Origin of the sequence: Lutimonas saemankumensis, assembly GCF_020171465.1 — a bacterium.
Taxonomy (GTDB): domain Bacteria; phylum Bacteroidota; class Bacteroidia; order Flavobacteriales; family Flavobacteriaceae; genus Lutimonas; species Lutimonas saemankumensis.
Genome location: NZ_JAIUZR010000004.1, coordinates 343,429 through 356,124, shown reverse-complemented (window position 1 = coordinate 356,124; position 12,696 = coordinate 343,429). Strand labels below are relative to the sequence as shown.

General features: G+C 32.7%; 12 protein-coding genes. All 12 read left to right on the top strand.

What is annotated here, in order from left to right:
• Positions 1–16: 16 nt before the first annotated feature.
• The 12 genes from LCM02_RS09330 (at position 17) to LCM02_RS09275 (ending at position 12,576) form a co-directional block, all read left to right on the top strand.
• Positions 17–889 (top strand): hypothetical protein, encoded by an 873-nt coding sequence (locus tag LCM02_RS09330; RefSeq protein ID WP_224928538.1) that lies wholly within the window; start codon positions 17–19, stop codon positions 887–889.
• Positions 890–898: 9 nt separating this feature from the next.
• Positions 899–1,735 (top strand): hypothetical protein, encoded by an 837-nt coding sequence (locus LCM02_RS09325; protein WP_224928535.1) that lies wholly within the window; start codon positions 899–901, stop codon positions 1,733–1,735.
• Positions 1,736–1,793: 58 nt separating this feature from the next.
• Positions 1,794–2,744: a hypothetical protein gene (locus LCM02_RS09320; protein ID WP_224928532.1), complete on the top strand. Its 951-nt coding sequence runs from the start codon at positions 1,794–1,796 to the stop codon at positions 2,742–2,744.
• Positions 2,745–2,762: 18 nt separating this feature from the next.
• The gene (locus LCM02_RS09315; protein WP_224928529.1) at positions 2,763–3,449 is read left to right on the top strand and encodes a CatB-related O-acetyltransferase; all 687 of its coding nucleotides are present in this window, start codon (positions 2,763–2,765) and stop codon (positions 3,447–3,449) included.
• A gap of 74 nt (positions 3,450–3,523) precedes the next feature.
• Positions 3,524–4,738 (top strand): hypothetical protein, encoded by a 1,215-nt coding sequence (locus LCM02_RS09310; RefSeq protein ID WP_224928526.1) that lies wholly within the window; start codon positions 3,524–3,526, stop codon positions 4,736–4,738.
• Positions 4,732–5,580, top strand: coding sequence for a glycosyltransferase family 2 protein (locus tag LCM02_RS09305; RefSeq protein ID WP_224928524.1), 849 nt, complete (start codon positions 4,732–4,734; stop codon positions 5,578–5,580). Before LCM02_RS09310 ends, LCM02_RS09305 begins: the two co-directional genes overlap by 7 nt.
• Positions 5,577–6,470 carry a glycosyltransferase gene (locus LCM02_RS09300; RefSeq protein ID WP_224928520.1) on the top strand — a complete coding sequence of 298 codons (894 nt, stop codon included), beginning with the start codon at positions 5,577–5,579 and terminating at the stop codon, positions 6,468–6,470. The genes LCM02_RS09305 and LCM02_RS09300 overlap by 4 nt, the downstream gene beginning before the upstream one ends.
• A gap of 98 nt (positions 6,471–6,568) precedes the next feature.
• The gene (locus LCM02_RS09295; protein ID WP_224928517.1) at positions 6,569–7,465 is read left to right on the top strand and encodes a hypothetical protein; all 897 of its coding nucleotides are present in this window, start codon (positions 6,569–6,571) and stop codon (positions 7,463–7,465) included.
• Between the two features lie 29 nt (positions 7,466–7,494).
• Positions 7,495–8,226: a WecB/TagA/CpsF family glycosyltransferase gene (locus LCM02_RS09290; protein WP_224928513.1), complete on the top strand. Its 732-nt coding sequence runs from the start codon at positions 7,495–7,497 to the stop codon at positions 8,224–8,226.
• A complete protein-coding gene (locus LCM02_RS09285; RefSeq protein WP_224928510.1) occupies positions 8,223–9,239 on the top strand; it encodes a Gfo/Idh/MocA family protein in 1,017 nt (338 codons plus the stop codon). The genes LCM02_RS09290 and LCM02_RS09285 overlap by 4 nt, the downstream gene beginning before the upstream one ends.
• A gap of 4 nt (positions 9,240–9,243) precedes the next feature.
• Positions 9,244–10,104, top strand: coding sequence for a hypothetical protein (locus tag LCM02_RS09280; RefSeq protein ID WP_224928507.1), 861 nt, complete (start codon positions 9,244–9,246; stop codon positions 10,102–10,104).
• An 81-nt stretch (positions 10,105–10,185) separates the two neighbouring features.
• Entirely contained in the window at positions 10,186–12,576 is a 2,391-nt protein-coding gene (locus LCM02_RS09275) for a GumC family protein (RefSeq protein ID WP_224928502.1), read from the top strand.
• The last annotated feature ends 120 nt before the right edge of the window (positions 12,577–12,696 follow it).

Below are 12,696 nucleotides of genomic sequence, written 5' to 3'. Positions count from 1 at the left end.
AATTTAATACATTTTTATGTCTAAAGAAAGTTGTATAAAGTCGAAAAGTTTAAATGATGATTTTTCCATACTTGTCAATACCTGTGATTCCTATGAGGATTGTTGGGATCCATTTTTTACATTATTTAAATATTTCTGGCCTGAATATCATGGGAAGATTTATTTGAATACAGAAAAAAAGGATTATTCATTTAACGATCTTGATATTATTCCTGTTAAATGTTCGTCAGGAAGTAAAGGAGAAAATCAGGAGCCATGGGGCAAAAGATTAAGGGCTGCTTTGGAAATGATTGATGATGATACGATTTTATATCTTCATGAAGATTACTTTTTTAAAGATTTTGTCAAAAATGATCTGGTGTCCAGATATGCACGTTTAATAGATTCAAACGAAAGTATTCACTGTATACATTTGACTGATCAATCGTTAATTGCTGAATCTGATCCTTCAGAATATGAGGGGCTGTTCCTTGCATTATTAAATCAAAGATACAGGACGTGCTTACAGGCTTCTTTTTGGAAAAAAGAAGTTCTGTTGCAATACTTGAGAGATGAAGAATCAGGATGGGAATTCGAAGAATTTGGATCAAGAAGAGGATTGATTTTAAAACATAACTTCTATGTTGTTGACAATCATTGGGTAAAATTAAACGAGTTTGAGATAATCCCCTATATTTTTACGGGCATAACACAAGGAAAATGGCATAAAGATGTCCCTGACTTATTCGAGCAGCACAGTATCAGATTAAATTATAATTTGCGAGGCATTTATCGGCCGGGGATAAAAGATTCTATGGAGAAGAGAATTTTTAGATTCATCAAAAGGATACCTGTTCATGCTCGTTTTTATTTTGATCTAATTAGTATGAAATATTCAAAAAAAATGTAAGAAAAGATCATGAAAGGACTATCAAATAATAGTTTTTCGATATTAGTAAATTCCTGCGATAATTTTGATGACTGCTGGGATCCGTTTTTTACCCTTTTTTCGAAATATTGGAAGAATTATCAAGGTAAATTATATCTCAATACTGAATACAAAGATTACAATTGTAAAAATCTGGATATTGTTCCCTTAAGAGTGTGTATAAAGCAGAAAGATGCTCATAGGGTTGCATGGAGTGAATGTTTGATCAGGGCTCTTGAAAAAATAGAAGAAGAGGTTATACTTTATTTGCAAGAGGACTATTTTTTTCGAGGAAACGTGAATGTTGAGATAATAGAATCCTATGTTAAATTGATGAATGACAACAATGAGGTTGATTGTATTCACCTTACAGATCAGTCAGTATTAGCGGACTTAACCAAACCCGGAAAGTATAAAAACCTCAGACCTGTTTTAAAAAATCAACGATACAGGGTGAGCTGTCAGGCAGCTTTGTGGAGAAAAGAAGTTTTGCTGAGCTATTTGAGATCCTATGAAAGTGCATGGCAATTTGAAGAGTTTGCCTCTAAAAGGAGTCAATATAAAAACCACAATTTTTACGTAGTTGACAGTAATTGGGTTATAAAGGATAAGCATGAGATTATTCCATATATATTCACAGGAATCGTCCAAGGGAGATGGAAAAAAGAAGTTGTTCCCTTATTCAATTCAAATGGAATTCAAATGGATTTTTCCATCCGGGGGTTCGTTGAAAACGAGATCAATAAACCTCTGTTTTTTAAATTTAAGAATCAATTCAATAGAATGATTGTAAAATGGTTTCATTTTAAAGAATATATACTGAAATGAAATCGGGAGGGTTCCCAATAAAGGGCAACCCATATCTTTGTTTAATTTGAACTAAAAAATGAATTTATTTTTAAAAATTGTTAGAAGTATTTATCAGATACTTACAGGCAAAAGAAATGAATTGAGAAATTGGAAAATGTTTTCTAACAAAAAATATTCCCAGGAATTGATTCATAAATTATTGATTTCAGAGGAGCCTTGCATGATAGGACGATTTGGGTCAAGCGAATTAGGCACGATTACCAATTACATTGGAGTAAAAAGAAAAGTGTTTAGAAGCAGAAAAAGTTATATAGTCAATAACACTCCACCCTGGTGGTGGGAAAAGTCGGTCATTAATCAGTTGACAAGGAATTCAGGATTCTTTCCCGGTACGGTAGCTTATGTTGAAAAATTTTGTGAATTAATGCTGAGTGATATGAAAGAATTGGATATTCTGGGATCTTGGCTTAATGAAGAAAAATATTATGGGGATTATTTAAAAAATTGTAAAAAAGTTGTACTTGAAGATTTGGAGCCTTTTTTTTCTGAAAACCCATGGACCCTTGCTTTAAAGAATAAAAAAGTGCTTGTTGTTCATCCTTTTAATAAAACGATCGAGCATCAGTATAAAAAAAGAGAATTGTTGTTTGATAGCCCTGTTTTACCTGAATTTGAATTGAAAACGATAAAGGCTGTTCAGAGCATAAGCTATAATGATACTGATTTTAAAACCTGGTTTGAAGCCTTGGAGTATATGAAAAATCAAATAGATCAGGTGGACTACGATATTTGCATTCTAGGTTGCGGTGCTTATGGTTTTCCACTGGCGGCACATGTGAAAAGATCGGGAAAGAAAGCGGTACATTTAGGAGGGGTGACTCAGTTGTTGTTTGGTATAAAGGGTAAGCGATGGGAAGAATTTGTTGTATGGCCATATGAGAATCTATTCAATGAAAATTGGGTAAGACCTGGAATTGATGAAAAACCAAAAAATGCAGATATGATTGAAGGTGGATGCTATTGGTAAATATTTCAAATTATAGATATGATAAGAATTGTTTCACGTACTTTATTGTTTCCTTTAGGACTTTTAAAAGAATTATTGGAGTTGTGTAATAAAGGAGCAAGAGATATTCAGAATAAAATAAAATTTTCAAAATCCATTATTGATGGTGGATCCTCCTTTACAAGTGATTCAACTGTAGGGTCCCGATCACATATACTATCGGGATGCACTATAAATAAAAGCCATATTGGTAATTTTACTTACTGCGGACAAAAATCTCTAATTCAAAATACTACAATTGGAAACTATTGCTCAATTGCCAGTGAGGTCATTATAGGTTTAGGTTCTCACCCTCTAGATTATTTTTCAACTTCACCTATTTTTTACAGGGTTAGAAATCCTCTTAAAATGAAAGTAGTAGACCAGGACGCTGATTATCAAGAATATAGAAAGATCCTAATTGGTAACGATGTTTGGATAGGGACCAGAGCCATAATCATGGACGGAATTAAAGTTGGTGACGGAGCGGTAGTTGCGGCAGGAGCAGTAGTGACAAAAGATGTTCCTCCTTTTGCGATCGTAGCAGGAGTTCCGGCCAAAATTATTAAATATCGCTTAGATTCAAAGACCAATGAAGACTTAATGATTTCGAAATGGTGGGATAATGACCCTTTTGAAATCGAAGAAATGGAAATTATTAAAGATTTTAGGAGAAAGTATAAATGATCTATTTATCAATTCAGTTGGAACTTTTTGAAATATATTTTCAGTTTAATCGAAATGGAAATTTAAAAAGATAAATGAAGTATTCAATATTCATTTTATTCACATTGGTGTCGATTATCTTGACGGATACGTTAACCATGGTAACAAAAAACAGCGTTGAAGTTGGTATTCTTAATACTGTTGCCATAGGATTAATATATGTTTCAATTTTTATATTGATGTATCTTCCATTCAATCAGAAATTTTCAATTCCCATGACAATAAGAATATCTTATTTGTTGTGGATTTCATGGTGCATATTGAATTTATTAAGAGGAGCATTTCTGGCAAACGATTACTTTGACTGGAAGTTTTTATTAGTAAATTCGTTTTCTTTCACCTTTGTGTCCTTATTATTTTTTGTAGGGCTTAATTTGAGCCTGGTTATTAAAATCTTTGGATTCGTTCTACTGGTTATGTTTCCCTTTTTTTGGCCTTTTATCCCAATAGGCTATTTAAATTTTCCGGACCAGCCGGAGCTTTATGCAAGATTAGTGTACCCCGTAACTTTTTTCATAGTATTCATTCCTTTCATGAAATTAAAATGGAAAATATTGATTAGTTTGGTTGCCATAGCTTCTTTTTTTGCTGATTTAACTTTTAGGACCAATATGTTAAAAATAACTATTTCTGTTATGCTATTGGGTATCTATTATATTAGAAATTACATACCTAAAAGTTTTTTTAAATGGATCCATCTAGTTTTTTTTATTACCCCAATAATGTTTTTAATTTTAGCTGTGACCGTAAAGTATAATATTTTTCAGGAAATAGATAAAATGAAAGATTTGAGTATCACTGAAAAATCAAAACAGAGTACGGTTAAAGATTCAAGAACATTTCTGTATTATGAAGTATTAACTTCCTTTAAGTCTTCAAAGGAACTGATTTTAGGGAAAGGAGCCAATGGATCATATTTCAGTAATTTTTTTGGATTCAGCAGGTATTCCTCGGAAGTTGCAGTCTTGAATATTATTTTGAGATATGGAATTTTAGGACTGAGCCTCTATTTTTTTCTACTCTTTTCAATTTCCTATTTGGCAATAACCAAGTCCAATAATAATTTGGTTAAAATATTAGGTTTATTAATAGCAACCAGATGGAGTTTGTCTTTTGTTGAGGAATTCACACAATACGACTTGAATTTTTACTTTTTCTTTTTAATCACTGGCCTGGTTACAAATGAACTGTTTAGAAAAATGAATGATAATCAAGTAAGAACATTTTTTAATCAATTAGGAAGATGGTAAATGTTGCCGTATTGATGACTTGTCATAATAGAAGAGACAAAACAATAACTTGTTTAAAAGAGTTTTTTAATACAAGAAAACCAAAGGATCATTTATTTGAGATATTTCTGGTGGATGATGGCTCAACGGATGGTACGAAATCAGCAATTGAAACCAGTTTTCCGAAAGTCAGAATCATTCAAGGAGATGGAACATTATACTGGAATCAAGGAATGCGATTGGCATGGAAGACTGCAATTGAAAAGGGTAATTTTGATTTTTTTATTTGGCTAAATGATGATGTTATTCTAGACAAGATCGCATTGATTGAATTATTTGAATCATATCACGAGATCCTTGGCAAAAATGCAAAAGAGTCTATAATTGTTGGGGCATGCAGAATTTCAGACTCAGAGGATATTTTTTCCTATGGAGGAAGATCTGAAAATGGAAAAGTAATTCCAAATGGAGAGATACAGCAATGTAAATATATAAACGGTAACATTGTTCTCATTCCTCATGCTGTTTATAGCTGCTTGGGTAATTTATCTGACAGTTACACCCATGCAATGGGTGATTTTGATTATGGATTGAGAGCTGTTAATGCCGGATTTAAAAACTATACAACAAGATGTTATATAGGGAGCTGTGAAATTAATAATGTTCAGGACTGTTTTAATCCGGCTGTTTCTTTCAGAAAGCGGCTTAAACATTTTCACAGTCCTAATGGCCTTAATATAAGGGAATACGTTGTTTTCAGACGCAAATTTTGGGGAAATCGTTGGATACTAGATTTTTTTAAGGCTTATATAAAGGTTCTTTTTCCACAATTATATGGTCGAATAAAAAAAGATGAATTTTGAAAAATCTAGCACCTATTTGCTTGTTTACTTATAACAGGTTGAACGAAACTATTAGGACCGTTGAGGCTTTGAAAATGAATGATTTAACAGGTGATAGTGATTTATTTATTTTTTCTGATGGTCCGAAAGATTGTATGTCAGGTTCTGAAATTGATGAAGTTAGAAAGTATCTAAAGACCATTGAAGGTTTTAAAAGTGTAACCATTTATTGTTCAGAAACTAATAAAGGATTAGCTTCCTCAGTTATTTCAGGGGTCACCAAAATAATGAATGAATTTGAAAGAGTCATAGTACTTGAAGATGACCTGATCACCTCGCCAAATTTCTTGTGTTTTATGAATGAGGCCTTAGATTTCTATGAGCATGATGCTTCCATTTTTTCAATTTCCGGGTACACTATGGACCTACCATCATTAAAAGGCAGGGAATCGGATTATTATATTGGGTTAAGAGCTTCATCATGGGGCTGGGGAACCTGGATAAGATCCTGGCAGGATATTGATTGGGAAATTCAGGATTACAAAACTTTCAAGAGATCATTTCTTGAAAAAACAAAATTCAATAAAGGAGGCAGCGATTTAACTAGAATGCTTGAAAAGCAAATGTCAGGTAAAATTGACTCGTGGGCTGTTCGTTGGTGTTATAATCAGTATAGACGTAATCAGTTTACCATATTTCCTTCTATTTCAAAAGTTGAATCCATTGGAATTGGGGAAAATGCCACTCATACAAAAACAACGAGAAGATTTGATACCAAACTGGATAATTCAAACAAAAAACACTTTGAGTTTGATGCCCCGGCAAAAATGAGTGTTCAATTAATCAAAGAATTTAAATTAAAATTTTCTTTTTACAACAGGCTTATTGACAAATTGAAAAACGGATTTTAAAACAATTATATTCACTTTAATTCAGAGGCTGAAATATTTTATAAGAGAATTTACAGATTATCAAAGGTAAAAGGATTAATAGATCCGAATTGAAAAATATGAGAATTGACCAAAATATCGCTAAAAAAGGATATTTAAAAATGAAGGAATCATCTGTTGTGATTTGTTCAATTGTTCGTAATTGTGAATCACAATTGTCTAGGAATATTCCGAAAATTGAGACTTTAAGGTCAAAATTCAAAAGAAGTGAAGTTATAGTTTTTGAAAACGATAGTTCTGACAGAACCAAAGAGTTGTTAGAAGAATGGAAAGAAACCTCAATGGGGGTTAATGTCAGATGTGAAGATTATAATGAAAAAACAATTCCCAAAAAGGATATAAATGGTGTAAATAAATTTTATTCTGAATACAGGATTTCGAAAATGGTTCGTTTTAGGAATAAATACATGTCATTTTTGGCGGATCATCAGGAAGAATTCGATTTTGTAATAGTTATTGATTTGGACATCCAGGATTTTGAAATCAATGGTATAGCCCATTCTTTTGGATTATCAGATATTTGGGACGTAGTATGTGCCAATGGATATTCGTATTCTAAATTTTTGAAGAGAAGATTTCACGATACTTATGCGTTAGTTGAATATGGTAAAGAAAACTTGGCGCAAAATGAAAGAGAAATAAATAGTAACCGGAAAAAATGGTCTTTTCTAAAAAAAGGAATACCCCTTATTCCGGTCTATTCCGCTTATGGAGGTTTGACGATATACAATTATGATATTTTAAAAAAGAAAGAATACTACATTTTGGAGAATGATGACCCTAGCGTTGAGGTAAAGTGTGAACATGTATCATTACATACATCATTACACGAAGCTGGAGCAAATAGAATTTTCATAAATCCGAATATGATTGTTCTGTACGAAAAAATAAACTTGAAGAAGATAAAGGATTATTTACAAAATAAATTGAATGATTCTTTTCTGGTTAAGAATTAGGAGGCTTGTAAATAATAAATTGTACTGAAATGAATTTTATCAGAACTTTGAACTACAAAGTTTATTCAGATTCTTTGTCTAAAATAAAAATTGAAGATGGTGCTTGTAAAGTAATCAACACCATAAGCCCTAATTCGTATGGGATCGCAACTAAAGATACAGAGTTTGATTTTGCTTTAAAGGATTCTGATTATCTGGTACTGGATGGAGTTTATTTTGCTTTATCCTCTATTTTATTGCAAGGTAAAAATATTAAACGTAATCAGGGGCCGGATGTTTTTCATCATTTCATAAGTAGATTTCAAAGAACAAGAGGTAAAGTTTTTTTTTTAGGATCCACTACAGAGGTATTGAATAAAATAGAAAGTAGATTAAAAATAGATTTTCCTTTGGTTGAAGCTGGAACTTTTTCACCTCCATTTAAGAAAGAATTTTCCGATGAGGATAATGAATTAATGATAGATCAGGTGAACTCTTTTAAGCCAGATATTTTATTCATCGGGATGACATGCCCAAAACAGGAAAAATGGGCAATAAAAAATCGTGACAAATTGAATGCTAAAATCGTTATTTGTATTGGAAATGTTTTTGATTGGTATGCAGGAACTCAAAAATCAATACATCCTATTTGGTTTAAATTGAGATTGGGGTGGTTTATTAGAATATTTCTAAGACCCGAGGTATTCAAGCGGAATATTGGAAATCAAATGATTTTTTTTAAAGATCTTTTATTGATAAAATTTAAAATTAAAAAAATATGATAAAAATTGCCGTAATTGGATTAGGCAAAATGGGTCTTTCACATGCTGCTATACTCGGCGGACTTGAGGGAGTAGAATTGGTCGCAATATGCGATAAATCAGCAATTGTCTGCAATGCGTTTAAAAAGTATAATCCCGAAATTAAGGTTTATAACGATTACAAAAAGCTATTTGAAAAACAATATCTAGACGCTGTTGTTGTTGCTACACCAACGAAACTTCACTTTTCAATTGTCAAGATGGCTATAAAAAAAGGGATCCATGTTTTTTGTGAAAAACCATTTACTTTAAATCTAAAAGAGGGTTCAGAATTAGTTCTTTTGGCAACTGAAAATAATATTATAAATCAAGTAGGGTATCATAACCATTTTATTGGAACCTTTAGGGAGATGAAACGTCTCTTGAACAATAATGTTATTGGTAATCTACTTCATTTCACAGGAGAGGCTTACGGGCCGGTAATTACCAAGTCGAAGAGTGGCAATTGGAGAGCCAGGCCCGAGGAAGGAGGAGGATGTTTGTACGATTATGCATCTCATGTTATCAATTTAATTCAGGAAATTATTGATAAACCGGTAATGGCAAAAGGAACAATGCTGAAAAAGTTTTTCAGCAAACATGTAGAAGATGGGGTTTTCTCCTCTTTAACTCTGGAATCAGGATTGTCAGGTACCCTTTCAGTTAATTGGAGCGATGAGACCTATAGAAAAATGTCTACAAGCCTAATGGTTTTTGGTGAGAAAGGAAAAATTATCTGCGATGCAACAGAGATCAAAATATATTTGAAAAAAGAAAACAAGGAGGAGAACCTATCAAAGGGATGGTCCATTAAATACATTACAGATCTAGCCATTCCAGTGAATTTTTATCTGAGGGGAGAAGAATATTCAGCACAGTTAGAATCGTTTGTAAATAATGTTAAGGATGGAAAGGATGGAAAGATCAATAACTTTGAACAGGCTTTGTACACGGATAAGGTTATAGAATTATTAAAATCGGATGCAATTAATTAGAAATATGAATAAAGTATTATACGGTGATAACCAGTTTTTCGCTGTCAATCATTTATCAGATGAAAAATCAAGAGCCCAGTCAATTCGTTTTAAGGATACAAAATCTATTATGGCGGTCTTGGATCAGGCCATTGATTTAGGAATTGGGACATTTATGTGTACAACGCATGATCAAATCGGAGAGATTACTGAAATTATGAGGAAAAACCCGGCGAGGTATCAAGATTTTGAAATTTATCCTTGTATGCCTTATGCTCATAAATATGCAAATGCAGTTACTGAATTGGGAATTTTAGGAACCATAAAACAATATGTTCCGGGGAATATATTCAGCCTGGCTGCCAAGGGAGGCCTTGCTGTGGTCAATAAGGATTTTAATAAAATGATGGAAATATTGATAGACTCTGAATTAAAAATGTTCGAAGGAATCAAGACTCCGGTCATTTTTATTCAGAATGTACTGGTCGATTTGGTGTTGGGATTAAAAATGTATGATGTTTTTGCACATTTCGATAATTATATCAGGCGAAAATACAATTCGGAACCTGGTTATATCACTATGAACATGCCACAACTGTTAGACGCTTTAAATTCTATTGGAATTGAAAACCCTATTATTTGTAGTTCTATTAATAAAATAGGATTCAGAATGAGTGGTGGTCAAGAACTCTACGAAAAGTATTTAAAGGAAAAAGAATTCAGACCTATCGCTATGCAGGTTTTGGCAGCGGGAGCGATAAAACCTAAACCAGCAATCGAATATTTAAGTCAATTCAAAAAAATAGAATCAGTTTTGTTTGGAGCATCATCAAAGGGAAACATTATAGAAACCAAAAGTCTAATTGAAAATTTGATTTCATCCTGAAATGTTAATATGTCATTGGTCACCCCAACAGCCTTTACAGTTGCAATGAATAATTTATTATTGAAATAAAAAAGTACAAAAATGAGAGAAGAAAGCACCCATGATCCAATATTCGGTTCGCTGACAGAAAATCAAGATCCTGAAATTAATTTAAGGGCAATGTTTGAAAAACTTCTGGACAATTGGAAGTGGATAGGGCTCGGAATAGTGATTGCAGCAGGAATAGGGTATTATTACTTGCAAAAGACTTCGAACGTTTATCAGGCAGCAACAACTATTATAATTGATGATGGAGATTCCGGCAGTGGCTCTGAATTAGCTGCTTTTCAGGATTTAAATATTTTCAGTCCTTCCAGTAATATTCTGAATAATGAAATTGGAATTTTAAGATCGAGAAGTTTAATGCGGACCGTGGTTAGTGATCTCAAAATCAATATTACCTATTTTGTTCCCGATAAAGTTGCCAATTCAGAACTGTATAAAGATGATGTACCATTTCGCGTTAATTTTTTTAATACTGATTCTCTTTTTTATCAGCGAGATACGAGCTTCATAATAGTTCCAGTGGATAATGAAAGATATAAATTAACGGATATTGATGGAGGCAATATTTCAAATGGAAGTTATGGAGAAAATTTAAAGGTATCATATGGGGAAATAAATATTACTCCTAACAATATAGGACAGACCCCGGCAATGAATAATTTACTGGTAAAAGTGAACCCTTTTGAAGAAGTCGTTCGAAATTATGTAGGCCAGCTTGAAATATTACAGGCAGATCAGGATATTAAATCAACGATCCTGACTATCAAACTAAAAGATAATATTCTGGAAAAGGCTAAGGACGTCCTAAATGTATTGATACTGAATTATAATGATGAAGCAAATAATTATAGACGTTTGTTAACCGAAAGAACGGATTCATTTATAAATATGCGAATCAATGAAATTTCTTCGGAATTGAATTTGGCTGATCAAGGAATAGAAGATTTTAAAAAGAGAAACAGACTTACCAATATGGACCTTGAGTCAGGTCTGACTCTGGAGCTTAATAAAGAGATAGAGAATAGAATAGTTAACCTTTCCACACAATTGAGAATTATTGAATATGTAATAGATTATGTTAACAACAATCCAGATGATTTAATACCTACGAATTTGGGCCTCAAGGATGAAGGTACCACAAATAATGCAAATACTTACAATCAATTGCTATTGGAAAGGAACCGGATATTAAAAGGATCGAGTCGAATGAATCCAACAGTAATCAATCTCGATGAACAACTATTAAAATTAAGAGAAAGTATCCAAAAGAGTCTAGATAATGCCAAGTCTTCAATAGAATTTGCTTTAAATGATGTAAGAAGTCAGGAGAGGCTCTTAATTAATAAACAAATTGAAGCCCCTGAACAAGAAAGAGAGATACAGGACATAAAGCGAAAGCAGCAAATTATAGAAACGCTTTATCTGTATTTGTTACAGAAAAGAGAAGAAAATGCAATTAAACAAGGAGTAGTATCTCCAAATGCAAAAATTGTGGATAAGGCTTTCGGACGAAATGTACCTGTTAGTCCCACTAAGGGTAAAACCTATGCTTTAGCTTTATTTGTTGGTGCTCTGATTCCGGTATTAATCATCGGGATAAACTCAATTTTGGACAATAAAACTCGTAATCGTAAAGACATAGAAAAATATTTTATTTCCCCGGTCCTGGGAGATATTCCTAAAATGAAATCGAAAAAAATAAGAATAGTTAAGGATCACGATAGAGATAGTTTGGCTGAGTCATTTCGTATCCTTAGAACCAATATTAATTATATGATTTCCGGATCTGGTTCTGATTCAGATGAAAAAGGTAAAACAATATATGTAACTTCTACAATAGGTTCTGAAGGCAAATCTTTCATATCGGTTAATTTAGCGTCTGTTTTGAGTTCTGTTGACAAAAAAGTATTACTTATTGAAGCCGATTTGAGAAAACCAAAACTCACCAAATATCTGAATATGAAGAAGGGTAGAGGTTTGACGAATTATTTAGTAGACCATAAATTGGATTATTCGGATGTAATAGAATCCGTTGAAAATTTTGAATTTGATATTATAAGATCTGGAGATATTCCACCCAATCCGGCGGAGTTATTAATGGGTGCCAGATTTGAAGGTTTGGTTGAATACGTCAAAAATGAATATGATTATGTTATCATTGACACCCCTCCCGTTAGTTTGGTGACAGATACTCTTTTGTTAACAAAAAGTGCTAATTTGGTGATATACGTTGTTAGAATGAATTATTTGGATAAACGCCTTCTAAATATTCCAAAAGAGCTCCATTCCAACAACAGATTACCAAATATGGCTTTGCTGTTGAATCAAACCGATTATTCAAAATCTGGTTATGGTTATGGCTATGGCTATGGATATTCCGAAGCAAAAAAAAGGTGGTGGAAAAGGTCCTGGAGGTTAGATTTATAGGGCCTCACCGAATTCAATTTCCTGGGATAAAGGAAAAATAAATTTTAATTTTCTGCGTTAGAATGAAGTACATGACTATCAGACAGGAATTCTGATCGATCCATGTATGATTCATTTTTT

What these genes read in the sequence shown, in the direction of transcription:
- LCM02_RS09330 (WP_224928538.1), top strand. Translation starts at nt 17, where the DNA reads ATGTCTAAAGAAAGTTGTATAAAGTCGAAAAGTTTAAATGATGATTTT.
- LCM02_RS09325 (WP_224928535.1), top strand. Translation starts at nt 899, where the DNA reads ATGAAAGGACTATCAAATAATAGTTTTTCGATATTAGTAAATTCCTGC.
- LCM02_RS09320 (WP_224928532.1), top strand. Translation starts at nt 1,794, where the DNA reads ATGAATTTATTTTTAAAAATTGTTAGAAGTATTTATCAGATACTTACA.
- LCM02_RS09315 (WP_224928529.1), top strand. Translation starts at nt 2,763, where the DNA reads ATGATAAGAATTGTTTCACGTACTTTATTGTTTCCTTTAGGACTTTTA.
- LCM02_RS09310 (WP_224928526.1), top strand. Translation starts at nt 3,524, where the DNA reads ATGAAGTATTCAATATTCATTTTATTCACATTGGTGTCGATTATCTTG.
- LCM02_RS09305 (WP_224928524.1), top strand. Translation starts at nt 4,732, where the DNA reads ATGGTAAATGTTGCCGTATTGATGACTTGTCATAATAGAAGAGACAAA.
- LCM02_RS09295 (WP_224928517.1), top strand. Translation starts at nt 6,569, where the DNA reads ATGAGAATTGACCAAAATATCGCTAAAAAAGGATATTTAAAAATGAAG.
- LCM02_RS09290 (WP_224928513.1), top strand. Translation starts at nt 7,495, where the DNA reads ATGAATTTTATCAGAACTTTGAACTACAAAGTTTATTCAGATTCTTTG.
- LCM02_RS09285 (WP_224928510.1), top strand. Translation starts at nt 8,223, where the DNA reads ATGATAAAAATTGCCGTAATTGGATTAGGCAAAATGGGTCTTTCACAT.
- LCM02_RS09280 (WP_224928507.1), top strand. Translation starts at nt 9,244, where the DNA reads ATGAATAAAGTATTATACGGTGATAACCAGTTTTTCGCTGTCAATCAT.
- LCM02_RS09275 (WP_224928502.1), top strand. Translation starts at nt 10,186, where the DNA reads ATGAGAGAAGAAAGCACCCATGATCCAATATTCGGTTCGCTGACAGAA.